Source organism: Serratia sp. OS31 (assembly GCF_014164835.1).
Classification (GTDB): Bacteria; Pseudomonadota; Gammaproteobacteria; order Enterobacterales; family Enterobacteriaceae; genus Serratia; species Serratia liquefaciens_A.
The window spans coordinates 39,758-55,933 of sequence record NZ_JACJFQ010000007.1 but is presented as its reverse complement, the minus strand read 5'-3'; the positions used below and the strand labels follow the sequence as shown (position 1 = coordinate 55,933).

Below are 16,176 nucleotides of genomic sequence, written 5' to 3'. Positions count from 1 at the left end.
GTTGCGCCATCCGCGGTACTCAAGCGCCGCCATGGGGACCCGCCTTTCACCAATCAGGAATACTTATCGTTTAACGACAAAATGTTGCGCTACCTCAAGCCTGTGCCTGTCGGCATCCTCTAGACTTTTCCCCGTTCTACTCTTTCGCCGTAAACCCGGCGATATTTTGGTTAACGGTGTATCTCGGGGCAATTAAGTCATGTTAACGCGTTTATTTGTAACAGGAACGGATACCGATGTCGGTAAAACCGTGGTTTCTCGCGCTTTGTTGCAGGCCTTTGCCGCACAGGGCCGCTCAGTGGCCGGCTACAAGCCGGTTGCCGCACGCTGTCAGGAAACCAGTGAAGGCCTTCGCAATAAAGACGCTTTGGTTCTGCAGGCCTCTTCAACTCTGCCGCTGTCATATCAGGAAATTAATCCCATCACCTGTCTGGAAGAAGTGTTTCACGCGCAACCTACCGACGATATCAACTATGGTGTGATGAGCAGCGGACTGCAGCATTTATCCGCCAAGGCCGATACCGTGGTGGTCGAGGGCAGTGGCGGCTGGCGCGTGCTGATGAACGACATGCGGCCTTATGCCGAATGGGTGGTGCAGGAGCAGCTGCCGGTAGTTTTAGTGGTGGGGATTAAATTGGGCTGTGTCAGCCATGCGTTGTTAACGGCTCAGTCGATCATTAATGACGGCTTACCTTTGCTGGGTTGGGTGGCAAACCGCATCAATCCGGGGCTGGCGCACTATGCCGAAACCATCGACGCGTTGCAGCAGCGCATTCCTGCGCCGTTGCTGGGTGAAATTCCTTATCTGCCGCGTGCCGAGCAGCGAGAATTGGCGCATTACCTGGATATCTCACCGCTGCTGAACCGCTAGGCGTTGTGATAGACCGACACCGAGCGCAAACCGCGCGAAACGGTAGTGGCGATCACGCAGGCCAGCAAAATTCCCGGCAGCAGGGTGTATTCACCGGTCATTTCGAACACCATCAACGCAGCCATGATCGGCGCGTGGGTGGTTGCGGCCAGCAGCGTGGCCATACCGGTCAGAGCCATTAGCAGCGGCACCGCGCTGCCCAGTTCCGGCCAGGTGGCGCACAGTTGCCCAACCACCGAACCCAGTGCGGCACCGACAAACAGCGTCGGCGTGAATACGCCGCCGGGTGCGCCGGAACCGCTGCTGGCGAGCACCGCCAACAGCTTGCAGATCAGAATGGCGCCAACCAGCAATACGCCGGGCGGCGTACTGAGCAGTGACTGCACCACGCTGTAGCCATTGCCCCACACCTCAGGAAACAGCAGCGAAAGCAACCCCACGATCAACCCGCCGAGCGCCAATTGCAAAGGGGGCTTCAGGCGTAGCGAACGGAAAGCATGGCCGGTGGCGTTCATCGCCCATAAAAATAGCGGGCCGCAAATGCCGGCCAATACGCCCAGTAGCGCCATCAGCAGATATTGCACCGGCCAGGGCGCGGGCAGGGGTTCAACCAGATACAGCGGCGCCTGACCACCGTTAAGCAAATTGGTCACCAGCAGCGCGCAAACGGCGGCAATCACCACCGGGCCCAGCGAGGCCAGCATCAGCGTGCCAAACAGGATTTCCGCAATAAACAGGCTGCCTGCCAACGGGGCGTGGTAGGCGCTGGCCATCCCGGCAGCCGCGGCGCAGGCGACCCACAGTTTCCATTCTTTCTCGTGGGTGAAGCGTTGTGCAAACACGGACCCCACCAGCGCCGCCAGCAGGATCATCGCACCTTCGCGCCCGATGGCGCTGCCGCTGGAGACCACCAGCAGCGAAGCCAGACATTTCACCAGGCTGGCACTGACGTCCAGCCGCCCGTCGCCGGTTTCGATCGCTTCCATATAATCGGTTGGCGCTACCTGTCGTTGATGCTGATAGCGTTGGTAAACCCACAGCAGCGTGCCTGCCGCCAGGCCGCCTAACGCCGGGGTCAGCGCTCTGCGCCAGGCCGGTAACGCGGAGGCGGCTGCAACAAGGCTGCCGCTTTCATGGTCGAGCAACAGCCATTCCAGGCCCAGCATCGCACGGTGAAACAGCCAAACCACCAACGCAGCGGCGATACCAAGAAAGATGGCAATAAACAGGCGGCGCAGCAGGGCGCGATAGTGGTGCAGGTGGACCCATCGTTTCATGCGTCAGTAAAATCAGGAGAAAAATGAAAGGTTCAGCTGAGTATTGTGCTTGGCGTGTCAGCCGAAGGCCAGTGAATCTTTGCAGAATTGGCGGAGGCTTCATGGTTTGGCAGGGCGGCAGGGATAGATCTTGGTTTTTTGTGACGATGTCACTTGAAGTTCAAATGGTGCGTTTTTCGCCAGCAAAAACAGCTAAGTAGACAGAGGTAACGGCAGCGACTCATCGGGCTGATATAATGGGATGAAAATGAGAATTCAAGGTTTGTAACCACGCTATGACAAATAACGAAGCGCCAGCGCCACTCCCTCATCGCCCGTTGATCCTGATTGCCTGCATGCTGGCGATGTTTATGTCAGCCATTGAGGCGACGATTGTCGCCACGGCGATGCCCACAATTATCGGCGATCTGGGCGGGTTTTCTCTGTTGGGCTGGGTGTTTGCGGTGTATTTGTTGGCCCAGGCCATTACCATTCCGATTTATGGCCGGCTGGCGGATTTTCTGGGGCGCAAGCGAGTATTTTTCTTTGGCGCAACGCTATTTTTGCTGGGATCGGTACTGTGCGGCTTCTCACCCAATATGTACTGGCTGATAGGTTTTCGGCTGCTGCAGGGGCTGGGGGCCGGGGCGATTATGCCGATAGCCACCACCATCATCGGCGACGTTTACAGCGCCACCGAACGGCCGAAGGTGATGGGCTATCTGTCCAGCGTCTGGGGTGTTTCGGCGATCGTTGGCCCGCTGTTGGGCGCGTTTATTGTTCAGCATCTGCCTTGGGCGTTGGTGTTCTGGGTTAATTTACCCATTGGCCTGTTGGCGATGTTTTTCCTTGGCCGCTATTTGCCTTCCCACCAGCAGCTACGCAAGCATGCGTTGGATCTGGCGGGCACGGCCTGGCTGACGCTGTTTGTTTCGGCGCTGTTGTTGTCGCTGCTGCAGGCCGAAAACCTTGGATGGTGGGTGCTGCCGCTGTTGGGATTGGCGGCCGTTGCGTTGATGCTGTTGGTTCGTCAGGAGCGACGTGCGCCTGAGCCATTGTTCCCGTTGGCGCTGTGGCAAAGCCGGGTGATTGTGGCGGGCAATATTGGCGGTCTGGTGATTGGTGCGGCGATGATGGGGATCAGCGCTTTCCTGCCAACCTTTATTCAGGGCGTGATGGGCGGGACACCGCTGGAAGCCGGTACCACGCTGGCGCTGATGTCGATTGGCTGGCCGCTGGCCAGCACCTTCAGCGGGCGGCTGATGCTGATGACCTCTTATCGCACGACGGCGCTGCTTGGCGCGCTGCTATTGGTGGTCGGGGGGCTGATCTTATTGCTGATGCAACCGAGCGGCGGTTTGCTATGGGGCAGAGTGGCAGCCTTTATGATCGGTGCCGGTATGGGGTTGTGCAACACCACGTTTCTGGTTTCGGTCCAGAACGCTGCGCACCACAGCATCCGTGGTATCGCCACTGCTTGCACGGTGTTTACCCGAATGATGGGCTCGGCGATCGGCACCGCCATTTTGGGTGCGACGCTGAACATTAACCTTCAGGTTCGCTTGCCGCAAACGGCCGATCCGGTACAGCAACTGATGGAGCCGGCTACGCGGGGCGCCATGGCGCCGGAGATGCTTGCAGACATGACGCAGCAGGTTGCTGCCTCACTGCATTGGGTATTTTTGGTCTCCGCCATCATCTCACTGTTGGCACTGGCGGCCGCGATGTTGATCCCCGCGCGGCATCGGCCGCAGGGTGAAGGAGAAGAGGCGGAACAGGCATAAAAGGAAAGGGCGCGGATAGCGCCCTGAATCAGAATTACTGTGCGTTTTTGGTGTCTTGACTGGTGCCGGTCTGGGCCGCGTCACCGCCGTCATCGCCGTTGCTCAGGCGAGTATAGACAATCTTCTGGGTGTCGTTTTCGCAGTGGCCCACCACCAGCCCGCCGGCCTGTTGGACCTGATCGTTAGGCACGATATCCAGCTTGAAGCCGGATTCCGGCACGCCGTTGTTGATAATTTTCTGCGAAATATCCGCCTTCACGCTCTCGCACGAGGCCAGGGCGGCCAGGGGGGCAGCGGCCATCAGCAGTGCACCCAAGATAAGCGCTTTTTTCATCAATTCGTCCTTTTTGAGAATGGGCTTCCTTTGTCAGGATAGCAGCAACGACGCCAGAGGGTAATCGCCGGCGCTTGCTGCGACCAGATTAAGGATTAATCTGACGACCGGTCTGGCGATCGAGACACTTACGGGTATTAGGCTCCCAGTAAGCGTTAACGTTCAGGCTGTCGTTGCAGCGGTCTTCGTTATCAATCGCCTTGTCTACCTTGTCGAACTCCTTCTCTACGCGGGTGTTAACCTTATGGCGCAGGGACTTGGTGTCGTTAAATTGCTCTTTGCTCTGGCGGGCCGCTTCGGTGCCCATGGCGCCGCTGTTGCTGCCGTCGACGGTCACGCAGGTGCTGCCCTGTGTGCAGGTGGCAGCCAGCGCCGGTGCCTGCCAGGCGCCCATCAGCATCAGCATGGCGACCGGTAGCATCCCGCGCAGCAGTCGTTGGGTCGAAAGTGTCTTCATCGTTTCATCCTTATGAGTTAGTGTGGCCTGAAAACGGCAACACTGGCTTTACCGCGCCCGCAGGCGTGTTGATAAATATACCACCGCGCCATTAGACTGCACCAGTTAAGCACTGCATCGTTTACTTTACAGAGAGAAAGCCTTTTCCATGTTAAAGACCACCCTGTTATTTTTCGCCACGGCGCTGGCCGAGATCATCGGTTGTTTCTTGCCTTACCTGTGGCTGAAGAAGAGCGCCAGCGCCTGGCTTTTGCTGCCGGCGGCGGCCAGCCTGATGCTGTTTGTTTGGTTATTGACGCTGCATCCGGCGGCAAGTGGACGCGTATATGCGGCATATGGCGGGGTCTACGTTGCGACGGCACTGCTGTGGCTGCGAGTGGTTGACGGGGTGAAACTGTCGGCGTTGGACTGGCTGGGCGCCGGGGTGGCGTTGACCGGCATGCTGATTATTGTTGCCGGCTGGAGAGCGGCCTGACAAGCGGCGGCAGGGGCTGGCCCTGCCGCATAAAATCAGGCTTCGCGGTGGATATTCAATCCGGCGAAGGATTGGCTGACTGGCATGATCTCCAGTGAGTTGATGTTAACGTGGGCCGGCAGGGTCGCCACCCAGAACACCGACTCGGCAATGTCTTCCGGCGTTAACGCATTGGCGCCGTCGTAGACCTTATCCACCTTGCCGTCGTCACCTTTGAAACGCACGTTAGAAAATTCTGTTCCGCCCACCAGGCCTGGCTCAATGTCGGTTACGCGGATGCGCGTGCCGTGCAAGTCGGCGCGCAGACCGAGGCTGAACTGCTTGACGAAGGCCTTGGTCGCCCCGTAGACGTTGCCGCCGGCATAGGGCCAGTTGGCCGCCACGGAGCCGATATTGATCACATGGCCGACGTTGCGTTCAACCATTGCCGGCAGCAGGGCACGGGTCATGTTCACCAGGCCTTTGGCATTGGTGTCGATCATGGTTTCCCAATCATCGGCGTTGGCTTTGTGCGCGGGTTCCAAACCCAACGCCAGCCCGGCATTATTCACCAGAACGTCAATCTGGCGCAGTGCCGCAGGCAGTTCATCAATCACCTGCTGAATTGCCGCACGGTTTCGCACGTCCAGACGGACGATGTGCAGCGCCTCGCCCAACTCGTCTTTCAATTCTTCCAGACGTTCAATACGGCGGCCGGAGGCGATCACCTGATGGCCTTCGCGGATAAAACGTCGTGTGATGGACTCACCAAACCCTGAGGTGGCGCCCGTGACAAAAATGATCATGCTACTGTTCCTCAACTGTTTTTAACCACATGCTAATAGCATTAGCATAATCCCGGTTTAAGTGGCAGTGGTTATCGGCGTCCACATAAAAAAACCGCCATCGCTGCTGCCAGACGGGCGGTTTTTTGGTCAGAGGGTTATGCAAGCCGGGCTGAAAGTGCCCGTTCTGCAATGCAGCTACAGCTGAGGCGGTACGTGATACACCACGCAGTCGTATTTGGTGTTTTCCCGCCGGCCAACCACTATGCCGCCCAGGGATTCGGCGATGCGACGGCTGGGGACATTTTGTTCTGCCACCGGATAGATAAAGTGGCGTGGCCGGTAGCGCTCGCTGGCCCACACCGCCATGGCATGAACGATTTCGCGGCCGTAGCCGTTACCGTGCAGGCTCTCTTTTACCCAGATACCCAGCTCCGGGGTAGTGTTGTGCAAGTCATGCAGGCCACCCATGCCGACAAACTCTTTACTGTCGCGCAGGCGGGCGACGAAAATCAGCTCCTCACCTTCGCGGATCAGCGGCAGCCAGGTTTGCCAAACGTTGGCGAAGGCCTCCGGCGACTCTTCAGGCTCAAAATTCATAAAGCGCGTGAGTGTAGGGGTAATCGCCTGGTAAACATCGTCGGCATCTGCTGCGGTAAAGGGGGCAATCAACAACCGGTCGGTGTTCACGCGGCACTGAGAAAGGTCACTGTGGATCATTATTATTACCTCGCTTTTCAGGCCAAAACGGCAAAAAATCCGCACCAGTGAAACGGGGCGGATCATCGATATTACGTTGATTGGCGACAGATGCGACTTATTTCTGCAATCGCTGAGGCGAGAGCGGCAAGGGTTCGGCCGCCGGTTTTCGTTGACGGACTTCACTGCCGGCATTGGGATCCAGTGTAAAACTGTCAATCACCGCCAACAGCGCGATAACGCCGATGACCACAAACGCCAGTTGGAAATCGACCAATGGGATGCGCTCTGTGGGCTGCGGCGTCAGCATTTCCGCCAGTCGCAGTGCCAGCGCACCGATGGCAATACCCAGCCCGCTGCCCATTTGCTGCGACACATTAAACAACGTATTGGCGCCGTTCATCTGAGGCTGTGGCACTTCGGAAAACGCCAGCGTGTTGAGCGCGGTGAATTGCATGGAGCGCGTCAATCCACTGACGAACAGCAGCCCCAGAATCAGCCAGGTCGGCGTCTGCGGCGTCAGCAACGCGCAGGCGAAAATGGTGGCGGCATTCAGCAAACCATTCACCACCAGCGTAGTACGGAAGCGAAAACGGTACAGCACCGCCGAGGTAAAGGGCTTCATCACCAGATTGCCGGCGAACACCGCCAGCACCAACAGCCCGGCATCGAAGGCGTTAAGGCCAAACCCAATCTGGAACAGCAGTGGCAGCAGGAAGGGCACGGCCCCGATGGCGATGCGGAACAGCGTTCCACCCCAAATGGTGACGGCGTAACTTTTTATCCGCATCGCCCACAGGTTGATTAAAGGGTGTGCCGTCCGCTTGGCATGGCGAACCGCCAGCGCCCCCAGTGCCAGGCTGCCAAGAATGCACAGCGCGGGCACCAGCCAGGACAGCTGCGGGTGATTAATCAGATCCAAACCGAACATCAGGCCGAAGCAGGCAATGCCGGTCAGCACGAAGCCGAGGGCGTCAAAGGGAACGCCTTTCTGCGGCGTTTCCTGAGGGATCAGTCGCCAGGCAAGCCACAGCGCGGCGATGCCCAGCGGCACGTTCAGAATAAAAATCCAGTGCCACGAGGCATAAGTAGTAATAAATCCCCCGACCGGTGGCCCGAGGATCGGGGCCACCAGCCCCGGCCAGGTAATGGTGGCGATGGCTTTGATCAAATCGGGTTTGGCGGTATTGCGCAGCACCACCAGCCGCCCGACCGGCACCATCAACGCTCCGCCGAAGCCCTGCAAAATTCGGGCGGCAGTAAACGTCGGCAGGTTAACGCTGGCGGCACAGAGTACCGATGCCAGGGTAAAAATCAGCACTGCCGCCGCGAAGATATTGCGCGCGCCAAAGCGGTTGGCAATCCAGCCGCTGGCAGGAATAAAGACCGTCAGCGTCAGAATATAGGCCGAAATACCAATGTTCATGTCCACCGGTCGCACGCCGAAAGCTGCCGCCATCTGCGGCATCGCGGTGACGATCACTGTCCCGTCGAGGTTTTCCATAAAAAAGGCGCCGGCCACCAGCAGTGGCAGCGCACTGGCGCGTGAGAAGAAACTCATGGCAAAGCACGCTGGGCAAAGCGCGGACAGGATGCGGACATGACAGAAACCCCGTTTCAAAAATGTTAACGCCGGAAGAGTTTTTGAGGATAACGCATTGCGCTGAGGTTAAAAAGAGGTTGAGCGGGTGATAATTAGCGGGCGCAGCGCTTGCGCCCGCAGAGGGAAATCAGAACTTCACCGAACCTTGCAGATACAGGGTTCGTGGCTGACCGATGTAAAGCCCCTTGTTGTTATCGTCGTAAGCGCAGGTGAAATATTCGTGGTTAAACAGGTTTTTAACCCCCAGGCCCAGATTCAGTCCGGCCATTTCCGGTCCAAAATCATAGGCGGCGCGCAGGCCCCACAGCATATAGCCAGGAATGCGACCGGTACTGCCGTCGGCGCTTTCCGCCACGGTATTGGCATTGTCGGCGAACTGGCTGGACTGGAATTCACTGTTGAGGTTAAACGTCCAACTGCCCGGCGTGTAATCCAGTCCCAGCGTACCTTTATGCTTCGGCGAGAACGGCACCTGGTTGCCTTTGTAGGCGCCTTCCTCGCGGATAGTGGCGTCGACATAGGCATAGCTGGCGTAAACCGTCACGTCGTCCAGCTTGGGTGTCAACTGCGACAGATCGTAACGCAGGTTGCCTTCCAGCCCGGCGTGTCGCGTTTTGCCACGTGCGGTAACGCTGTCGGTGACCTGGTTTGAGTCATATTGATTATTGAAGTTGATCAGGAACAGGCCAACTTCGCCTTGCAGCGCGTCGCCTTCGTAACGGGTTCCCAGTTCCCAGGTTCGCGCTTTTTCCGGTTCGATATTGCCGCTGTCGACCGCTTTACCCATCTGGCTGTATTGCACCGTGCCGAACGAGCCTTCGGTATTGGCGTACAGGTTCCAGTATTCGTTCAGATGGTACATGACATTCAGCGCCGGCAGCGGGGCGTTGTAACTGACGTCGAGGCGGTTATTCTTGATGTAGTTGTTCTGATAGGAAGAGATATGCTCATAGCGCATGCCCGGCGTGATGGTCCAGTCGCCGATATCTATGCGGTCGTCAATGTAAAAGGCGTGGGCGTCGGTGCCGGACTGAGTATCGCGATCGTAAGGGCTGCTGGTTGAAGGCAATACGCCGCTGCTGGCCTTGCTGTAGTAGCGTAACTCATGGGTCGATTCGCTGACGTAGCGATAACCTACGCCGACTTCATGTGCCGACTGGCCCCAGCGGAAGCTTTGGCTGTAGCGTGGCTCCACGCCGCGGACCCAATACTCGCGCGGCGAAAGCGTCAGGTTCTTGCCCTGATCGAGATAGCCGCTGCGCAGGGTATAGGTGTAGAAACTCTGCACGTCGAATTTGTGCTGCTGATCCGGCTGATATTGATAGCCAAAGTTGGCCAACTGGCGACGGCCCCAGAATTTGTCATAAGGACGCGTGGACTGGAAAGGATTGGCGTTGTAATCCGCCCGGCTTAATCCCCCCGGCATATCGGCCTGGCCTTCGTAATATTGCAATAAGCTATTAAAGGTGTGCACCTCGTTTGGCGCATAGCGGCTTTTCAACATCACGTCGTCGATTTTGGTCGAACTGTGTTCGCGCCAGTCGCTGCCGCGGGTGCCGGAATAAAGCAACGCGCTGCCAAAGCCGTTGTCGGCGGTGCCACCGATCATCAGGTTGCCGGTGCCTTTGGGGTGATCCTGCCGGGAGGTCGGGCTAAGCTGGCCCTGCATGCCGGCTTCCATACCGAAGGTTTTCGGGATGGCCCTGGTGACAAAGTTCACTACGCCGCCGACGCTTTGCGGCCCATAACGTACGGCACCGCCGCCGCGGACCACGTCTACCGCATCCATATTGCCGAGGGATACCGGTGCCAGCGACAGCTGCGGTTGACCGTAAGGGGCGAAGGGCACCGGAATGCCGTCCATCAGCACCGTCGAACGGCTGGCCAGCCGTGGGTTTAAACCACGAATGCCAAAATTGAGTGCCATATCGTGGCTGCCGGTGCCGTTATTTTCCGGGGCAACCACGCCCGGCACGCGGTTCAGCGCTTCTCGCAAGGTGGTAGCACCGGTTTTGGCAAACTCCTCTCGGCGCACCACGTCGCGCGCGCCGGCGTGCTCGAACACGTCAATCTGACGGCCTTCTGCCAGCCAGTCGCCGACCACGGTGATGTCTTGTTCTTGCTGCACTGTCGGCTGTTTGACCAGCGTAAAGCCATTAGCCCCCAACGCCTTGGCCTGCAAGCCGCTGCCCGCCAGCAGTGCGTTCAGTCCCTGATTAACGTCGTAGTTGCCTTTCAGCCCTGGTGAACGCTTGCCGGCGGTCAAACTTCCGTCAACGGACAGTGCAATGCCGGTATGGGCGGCAAAGGCATTTAACGCGCCATCCAGATCGCCTGCGGGGATCTGATAAGCGGTCGCGGTGACCGGTGTTGTCTGCGCTGCCATCAAGGGTGAAGCGAATGCCAGACCCACGGCGACCGCCAGCGGTTGAAGCGGTTTTCCCCAAAAATTGTTCATACCTTCTCCTGATTATTCTATTTTTTGCTGCAGTGTTTTAACTGGAGTCGGATGAAAACGGAAAAGGGACAATCAAGAATGCGATTTTTTATCATTTTCATTTAAATAAATCAGGCGGGGACCACTTTTAACCAATAACGGGTAAAACTTTGCAGCCGGATCGGCAGAGTTTGGCTGAGCAGCAAGAGTGCGCGATCGGGCTCCCGCAGTGGGAAGCTGCCGCTAACGCGCAACCCGGCGATGGCCGGATCGCATTCCAAACGGCCGTGACGGTAACGCGCCAGTTCGGCAAGCACCTGATCCAGCCGCCATTGGCTGACGCTCAGCACGCCGCGGGTCCAGCTGCCGCCGTTGCCGGCTGCCTGTCGTTGGCCGAATGCCACGTCGCTGAAGCTGATTTGTTCTCCGGCGTTAATCCGCCGTTTTTCCTGAGGGAACTGAGCCAGTTGGGCTTCCACGGCATGTTCAAGCACCGTCAGTTGCGTTTGACCGTCGTTTTCTCGCACCAGAAAATGGGTGCCGAGCGCGCGCATGGCACCTTGTCGGCTTTCGACCCAAAATGGCCGGGCGTCGCGACCGGTAATCAAACTGATTTCTCCGCTGTGCAGCAGGATCAGCCGTTTTTCGGCGCTGTAGCGAACATCGACTGCGCTGGCGGTATTGAGGACCAACTGGCTGCCGTCGCTGAGGACGATGGGTTTTATTTCACCGGTGGCGGTGCGGTAGTCGGCGCGCAGCTCGCGGCCCAACGGGGACTGATAGCCCAACCAACTGCCGCCGACGCCCAGCAACAGCAACAGACTTTTCAGCAGGGTGCGGCGATCCAGCGTCGACTGACGGCCGGCCTGATCGAGCGTGCGGTAGCTGAATTTGCCCGGTACGCCCTGCAGCTGGCTTTGCAGCGCTTCAACGCGTTGCCAGGCCCAGCGGTGATCATCGTTTTGTTGATGCCAGGCCTGCCACTGTTGTTGCTGACGCTCGGTGACGTTTTCATCGCACAGCAGGGCAAACCATTGGGCGGCCATTTTCAGCGCCTGGCGCTGTTCGGGGGTAAGGGTGTGACTCATTACGGGTATTCGGTTTCCAGACTGAACAACAGGCAGTGCTCGGCGGCTTTGGCCATGTATTTTTTTACCGAACTGATCGAGACGCCGAGGCGCAGTGCGATCTCGGCATAACCCAGCCCTTCGAGCTGCGACAGCAAAAAGGCCTGTTTGATCTTCGGCCCCAGCCCGTCGAGCATGCTGTCGATGTGTTGCAGACTTTCAAGCAGGCTGTGACGCTGTTCGGGTGAGGGCGCCAGCGCCTCCGGCATCAGCGCCAGCATATCCAGATAAGCGCGTTCCAGCGTTTTACGGCGGAAGAAATCGACCATCACCCGTTTGGCGAGGGTGACCAGAAAATCTTTGGGTTCGCGGATAGTGGCGGCGGAGTCGTTCTTCATGACACGCATGAACGTGTCCTGCGCCAGATCGTCGGCGTCAAAAGCGCAACCGAGTCGACGTTGCAGCCAGCCCCGCAGCCAACCGTGGTGGGTTGCGTAGAGGCGTGTAAGCGCATCGGAGGAAGTAGGGGCTGTGGCTGACATGGGTTCCGCGCTGCCGGTCAAAAAAGATGCGCGGATGATAATTGAGAATGGTTATCGTTTCAAGTTTGGCGCCGTCCCTGGCCAGACGATCTTTCAACTTTCACTCAAGCGCCGTCCCGTCGCGGCGTCGAACAGGTGGATCGCCTCGCGGTTGGGAGCCAACCACAGCGGCTGGCCGCTCTGTGCGTTGACCCGTCCGCTGAACTGCACGTGCAGCCGATAACCGCCCCAGGTGAGATGCAGCAGGCTGACGTCGCCGGTGATCTCCATCAGCCGCAGTTGGGCGGCAGGTTGCTCGCTGTGATCGACCAGATGAAAATCGTGCGGACGAAGCCCAAGGATCACTTTGTTGCCTGTCGCCACATGTCGCCATTTTGCGGGCAATGGCAACCAGAGTTCACCGCAGGCGACGCCAGGGCGATCGTCGCGCGGCGTGACGACCCCCTCCAACAGGTTCATCGGCGGGGAACCGATAAAACGCGCCACAAAGGTATCGGCGGGGGCGTCGTAGATCTCCAGCGGTTTGCCTTGCTGCACGATATTGCCGTCTTTCATCACCACGATTTGATCGGCCAGCGTCATGGCTTCAATCTGATCGTGGGTGACATACACCGTGGTGGTTTTGAACTGCTGATGCAGGGCTTTGATCTCGGCACGCAGCTCCATGCGCAGTTGGGCGTCGAGATTGGACAGCGGTTCGTCGAACAAAAACACCTTGGGGTTACGCACCATGGCACGGCCCATCGCCACCCGCTGGCGCTGGCCGCCGGAAAGTTCTTTGGGGTAGCGCTGCAGCAGCGGGTCGATCCCCAGAATGCGAGCCGCTTGTTGTACCTTGGTTTGCTGCTCGCTTTTGCTTACCTTCATCACCTGCATGTGAAAAGCCATGTTTTCCGCCACCGTCAGGTGCGGATAGAGCGCATAGCTCTGGAACACCATGGCGATGTCGCGTTCGGCAGGATCCAAATCGTTGATCTTCTTTTTATCCAGCAGGATTGTGCCTTCCGTCAGGCTGTCCAGCCCGGCCAGCAGGCGCAGCAGCGTGGACTTACCGCAGCCTGAAGGGCCGACCAGCACGGTAAAGCTGCCGTCGGGGATCTTCAGATCCAGCGGGTTCAACACCCGCTGTTTGCCGTAGTATTTAGCCACTTTTACCAGTTCTACACTTGCCATCAGACCATTTCTCCGGCGCAGGTTTTCAGGGTATTCCAGTCCAGATACTGGCGTGGCGAGCTGCTGATGGCGTGGCTGGCGGCGCGAATGCCCCAGCGCAGCGCCACTGCCGACGAGTGGCCATGCAGGCAGGCGGTCAGGAAACCGGCGTTAAAGCTGTCCCCGGCGCCAATGGTGTCGACTACCTTGATCGGATGTGCCGCCGCCTGCAATAACCGTTCGCCGCACCACATGCGCGCACCGTCCGGGCCACATTTCACCACGCAGGCGGCGTCGGCAGGCTGTTGGCGATTCAGGGTGCGAGCGGCGGTGTACAGATCTTCGCTGCCCGCCATGCCGCAGGTTTCTACTTCATTGAGCAGCAAAATATCGCAGAACGGCAGCCAGTCGGCGATTTGCGTGCGTAACGAATCGCTCCAGCCCTGTGGGGGCCAGCCGGTATCAACCGCAATGCGATAGCCGCGCTGGCGCAGGGTCTTCAGCAACGCCGGGTAATCGGCTAACAAGGTGGTGCACAGGAAGGTGCCGCACATCAAAACGGTGTCACCGCTGCCGGCCAACACCGGGATCTGATGCAGCACATCGTCCTGGCTGAGGCGGGTAATATGCCCCTGATTGCTAAAAAACGTGCGTTCATTGTCGGGGTGGGTGACGCCGAAAGTCAGCGAAGTTTCGCAGCTGTAGGTCGGCCAATACGGCGAACTGTCCGGAAACAGCTGCGCCAGCCAGGGGCTGAAATAGTCATTGCCCAGGTTGGCCACCAGCCGGTAAGGGGTTTCCAGCGCCGCCAGCGCCAGTGCGCAGTTGCCTGCTGAGCCGCCGGGGCGCAGCTCGCTGTGATCGAGCATCGCTTCGGTCCCTTGCTGTGGCCATTGCTGCAAGGTGCTCATGATCACGTCGACGTTGATATTGCCCACCACGTAAAGTGTGGGTTTGGTGTTGGTCTTCATCATGTCTCTTGTCCCTGAATAAATTAGCCCTTGCTGCCGCCGCTGGTTAAGCCGCTAACCAGGGTTTTTTGCAGCCAGAGGGCAATGAACAGCGGTGGAATTGCGGCCAGAATGCCGACGGCGGCGATCAGCCCGTCATCGGTGGCCCGCCCGGCGGTGAAACCGGCAATGGTCACCGGCAACGTCTGCGCCTGAATATTGCTGGTAAACAGCAGCGCGTAGAAAAATTCGTCCCAGGCCAGCAACCAGCCGAACAGCGCCGAGGCCCCCAATGCCGGTTTGGCCAGCGGCAGGGTAATGCGCACCAGCACTTGCCACTGGCGCAGCCCGTCCAGCCGGGCCGCCTGCTCGATGTCGTTCGGCAGGGCATCAAAGTGGTTTTTCAGCATCCAGGTGAGAAACGGCAGGATCAGCGAGCAGTAGACCAGCACCAGACCGATATGGGTGTTCAACAGCGCCAACTGCTGCAGGATAAAGTACAGCGGCAGCACGAAAGCCACCGGCGGCACCATGTAGATCGCCAGGCTGGCGAACAGCCAACCGTCGCGGCCGGGATAGCGGGAAAAGCTGAACGCCGCGGGAATGGCCAGCAGTAACGAAATCAGCGTCGCGCCACAGGCTACCAGCAGGCTGTTGAACAACGCGTGCAGAAACAACGCGCCGGGTTGGCCGGGTTGCAACGACAGCAGGCTGGCGTAACGCGAAAAATCCCAGTGACGCGGCAGCCATTCCAGCGGCACGCGGGTCAGATCGGCCGAAGAGCTGACGCTCATCAGAAACAGCCATAGCATGGGTGCGAGAATCGACACCGCCAGCAGCAGCGCGGCGCCGTAGCGCAAGAGCAGGCGGATCTTAGGCTTCATCGGCGAGGCTCCTTCTGCGCTGGCGGAACAGCATCAGCATGTACAGCGCAATCAGCACGCCGCACAGCAAGGTCATCAGCACGGCGTAGGCGGCACCGCTACCGGCGCGCAGATAGCTGAACGATTCCTGGTAGACAAAGAAACTCAGGGTTTTGGTACTGTCCATCGGCCCGCCGCGTGTCATCACGTAAATGATGTCGAACACTTTGAACGCGTCAATGGTACGCAGCACCAACGCCACGGCCAGCGGCGCCAGAATGGCGGGCAGGGTGATGGCGCGGAATCGTCGCCAGGCAGAAGCACCGTCCAGCCGCGCCGCCTCGTACAAATCGTCCGGGATGGTTTGTAACGCCGCCAGCGTCAGCAGGGTGATCAGCGGATAGTTCTTCCAAATGTCCGCCAGCATTACCGCGTTGAGTGCCGAAGCCGGGTCTCCCAGCCAACTGCGATAGTGGCCGATCACGCCGAGCTGAGTCAGCAGCGCGTTGATGCTGCCGTAATCCGGGTTGAAATTCAGTCGCCACATCGTGGCGTTGACGATGGTCGGTAGCGCCCAGGGTAAAATCACCAACACCCGTAGCAGATTGCGACCGTGGAATTTTTGATTCAGCAACAGCGCCACCAGCACGCCAATCACCCCTTCAAACGCCACCGAAACCAGGGTGAAATATAGCGTACGCCCCAGCGCGGCCTGAAAGTCCGGATCGGACAGGGCATAAAGAAAGTTATCCGCACCGACCCAGGCCGGGGCAACGCCGTCGCCGACCAGCGCTGCATCGGTAAAACTCAGCCACAGGGTGCGGCCCAGCGGCCAGGCGGTGAGCAGCAGCATCATCAGCAGCATGGGTGCCAGCAGCACCCATGCCTGACGACGCTCACGTTGGGGCAAAGTGAGCATCGT

At 58.7% G+C, this 16,176-nt stretch carries 16 protein-coding genes; 3 read left to right on the top strand and 13 right to left on the bottom strand.

Going from position 1 to position 16,176, the window contains the following annotated elements; genetic code table 11:
- Window positions 1-199: 199 nt before the first annotated feature.
- The gene (gene bioD, locus H5P17_RS08385) at window positions 200-871 is read left to right on the top strand and encodes a dethiobiotin synthase (protein WP_020826758.1); all 672 of its coding nucleotides are present in this window, start codon (window positions 200-202) and stop codon (window positions 869-871) included.
- On the opposite strand, the gene clcB is transcribed toward bioD, so the two are convergent.
- Entirely contained in the window at window positions 868-2,148 is a 1,281-nt protein-coding gene (gene clcB, locus H5P17_RS08380) for a voltage-gated ClC-type chloride channel ClcB (RefSeq protein WP_182822312.1), read from the bottom strand. The genes bioD and clcB overlap by 4 nt on opposite strands.
- Window positions 2,149-2,423: 275 nt before the next feature.
- Here clcB and H5P17_RS08375 point away from each other — a divergent pair, with 275 nt between their 5' ends.
- Window positions 2,424-3,911, top strand: a complete 1,488-nt coding sequence (locus H5P17_RS08375) for an MDR family MFS transporter (RefSeq protein WP_182822310.1) — start codon at window positions 2,424-2,426, stop codon at window positions 3,909-3,911.
- Between the two features lie 34 nt (window positions 3,912-3,945).
- Here the strand turns inward: H5P17_RS08375 and H5P17_RS08370 are convergent, their stop codons facing one another.
- Both H5P17_RS08370 and H5P17_RS08365 read right to left on the bottom strand, forming a co-directional pair.
- A complete protein-coding gene (locus H5P17_RS08370; RefSeq protein ID WP_182822308.1) occupies window positions 3,946-4,245 on the bottom strand; it encodes a DUF1161 domain-containing protein in 300 nt (99 codons plus the stop codon).
- A gap of 88 nt (window positions 4,246-4,333) precedes the next feature.
- A complete protein-coding gene (locus tag H5P17_RS08365; RefSeq protein ID WP_044550836.1) occupies window positions 4,334-4,702 on the bottom strand; it encodes a DUF1283 family protein in 369 nt (122 codons plus the stop codon).
- Between the two features lie 148 nt (window positions 4,703-4,850).
- On the opposite strand from H5P17_RS08365, the gene H5P17_RS08360 reads away from it, so the two are divergent.
- Entirely contained in the window at window positions 4,851-5,177 is a 327-nt protein-coding gene (locus tag H5P17_RS08360) for a YnfA family protein (protein WP_044550839.1), read from the top strand.
- Window positions 5,178-5,212: 35 nt separating this feature from the next.
- Here the strand turns inward: H5P17_RS08360 and ydfG are convergent, their stop codons facing one another.
- The 10 genes from ydfG to H5P17_RS08310 all read right to left on the bottom strand — a co-directional run bounded on the left by ydfG (window position 5,213) and on the right by H5P17_RS08310 (window position 16,173).
- On the bottom strand, window positions 5,213-5,962 hold the full coding sequence (gene ydfG, locus H5P17_RS08355; RefSeq protein WP_044550842.1) for a bifunctional NADP-dependent 3-hydroxy acid dehydrogenase/3-hydroxypropionate dehydrogenase YdfG: 750 nt from the start codon (window positions 5,960-5,962) through the stop codon (window positions 5,213-5,215).
- Between the two features lie 177 nt (window positions 5,963-6,139).
- On the bottom strand, window positions 6,140-6,661 hold the full coding sequence (locus H5P17_RS08350; protein WP_182822306.1) for a GNAT family N-acetyltransferase: 522 nt from the start codon (window positions 6,659-6,661) through the stop codon (window positions 6,140-6,142).
- 97 nt (window positions 6,662-6,758) lie between these two features.
- Window positions 6,759-8,201: an MFS transporter gene (locus H5P17_RS08345; protein WP_182822304.1), complete on the bottom strand. Its 1,443-nt coding sequence runs from the start codon at window positions 8,199-8,201 to the stop codon at window positions 6,759-6,761.
- Window positions 8,202-8,370: 169 nt separating this feature from the next.
- Window positions 8,371-10,701, bottom strand: coding sequence for a TonB-dependent Fe(3+) dicitrate receptor FecA (fecA, locus tag H5P17_RS08340; RefSeq protein ID WP_182822302.1), 2,331 nt, complete (start codon window positions 10,699-10,701; stop codon window positions 8,371-8,373).
- Window positions 10,702-10,811: 110 nt separating this feature from the next.
- A complete protein-coding gene (fecR, locus tag H5P17_RS08335) occupies window positions 10,812-11,768 on the bottom strand; it encodes a ferric citrate uptake sigma factor regulator FecR (RefSeq protein ID WP_044550853.1) in 957 nt (318 codons plus the stop codon).
- Window positions 11,768-12,289 carry a ferric citrate uptake sigma factor FecI gene (gene fecI / locus H5P17_RS08330; RefSeq protein ID WP_044550856.1) on the bottom strand — a complete coding sequence of 174 codons (522 nt, stop codon included), beginning with the start codon at window positions 12,287-12,289 and terminating at the stop codon, window positions 11,768-11,770. Before fecI ends, fecR begins: the two co-directional genes overlap by 1 nt.
- Window positions 12,290-12,382: 93 nt before the next feature.
- A complete protein-coding gene (locus H5P17_RS08325) occupies window positions 12,383-13,462 on the bottom strand; it encodes an ABC transporter ATP-binding protein (protein WP_182822301.1) in 1,080 nt (359 codons plus the stop codon).
- Window positions 13,462-14,415, bottom strand: coding sequence for a carbohydrate kinase family protein (locus H5P17_RS08320; protein ID WP_182822299.1), 954 nt, complete (start codon window positions 14,413-14,415; stop codon window positions 13,462-13,464). Before H5P17_RS08320 ends, H5P17_RS08325 begins: the two co-directional genes overlap by 1 nt.
- A 20-nt stretch (window positions 14,416-14,435) precedes the next feature.
- Window positions 14,436-15,275 (bottom strand): carbohydrate ABC transporter permease, encoded by an 840-nt coding sequence (locus tag H5P17_RS08315; protein WP_182822297.1) that lies wholly within the window; start codon window positions 15,273-15,275, stop codon window positions 14,436-14,438.
- Window positions 15,265-16,173, bottom strand: coding sequence for a carbohydrate ABC transporter permease (locus H5P17_RS08310; RefSeq protein WP_182822295.1), 909 nt, complete (start codon window positions 16,171-16,173; stop codon window positions 15,265-15,267). The genes H5P17_RS08315 and H5P17_RS08310 overlap by 11 nt, the downstream gene beginning before the upstream one ends.
- Between the last annotated feature and the right edge of the window lie 3 nt (window positions 16,174-16,176).

Excerpts from the sequence above, each read along its gene's own strand:
- ydfG (WP_044550842.1), bottom strand. The coding sequence starts at position 5,962 with ATGATCATTTTTGTCACGGGCGCCACCTCAGGGTTTGGTGAGTCCATC.
- H5P17_RS08345 (WP_182822304.1), bottom strand. The coding sequence starts at position 8,201 with ATGAGTTTCTTCTCACGCGCCAGTGCGCTGCCACTGCTGGTGGCCGGC.
- H5P17_RS08310 (WP_182822295.1), bottom strand. The coding sequence starts at position 16,173 with ATGCTCACTTTGCCCCAACGTGAGCGTCGTCAGGCATGGGTGCTGCTG.
- clcB (WP_182822312.1), bottom strand. The coding sequence starts at position 2,148 with ATGAAACGATGGGTCCACCTGCACCACTATCGCGCCCTGCTGCGCCGC.
- H5P17_RS08370 (WP_182822308.1), bottom strand. The coding sequence starts at position 4,245 with ATGAAAAAAGCGCTTATCTTGGGTGCACTGCTGATGGCCGCTGCCCCC.
- fecR (WP_044550853.1), bottom strand. The coding sequence starts at position 11,768 with ATGAGTCACACCCTTACCCCCGAACAGCGCCAGGCGCTGAAAATGGCC.
- H5P17_RS08375 (WP_182822310.1), top strand. The coding sequence starts at position 2,424 with ATGACAAATAACGAAGCGCCAGCGCCACTCCCTCATCGCCCGTTGATC.
- fecI (WP_044550856.1), bottom strand. The coding sequence starts at position 12,289 with ATGTCAGCCACAGCCCCTACTTCCTCCGATGCGCTTACACGCCTCTAC.
- bioD (WP_020826758.1), top strand. The coding sequence starts at position 200 with ATGTTAACGCGTTTATTTGTAACAGGAACGGATACCGATGTCGGTAAA.
- H5P17_RS08360 (WP_044550839.1), top strand. The coding sequence starts at position 4,851 with ATGTTAAAGACCACCCTGTTATTTTTCGCCACGGCGCTGGCCGAGATC.
- H5P17_RS08325 (WP_182822301.1), bottom strand. The coding sequence starts at position 13,462 with ATGGCAAGTGTAGAACTGGTAAAAGTGGCTAAATACTACGGCAAACAG.
- H5P17_RS08365 (WP_044550836.1), bottom strand. The coding sequence starts at position 4,702 with ATGAAGACACTTTCGACCCAACGACTGCTGCGCGGGATGCTACCGGTC.
- fecA (WP_182822302.1), bottom strand. The coding sequence starts at position 10,701 with ATGAACAATTTTTGGGGAAAACCGCTTCAACCGCTGGCGGTCGCCGTG.
- H5P17_RS08315 (WP_182822297.1), bottom strand. The coding sequence starts at position 15,275 with ATGAAGCCTAAGATCCGCCTGCTCTTGCGCTACGGCGCCGCGCTGCTG.
- H5P17_RS08320 (WP_182822299.1), bottom strand. The coding sequence starts at position 14,415 with ATGATGAAGACCAACACCAAACCCACACTTTACGTGGTGGGCAATATC.
- H5P17_RS08350 (WP_182822306.1), bottom strand. The coding sequence starts at position 6,661 with ATGATCCACAGTGACCTTTCTCAGTGCCGCGTGAACACCGACCGGTTG.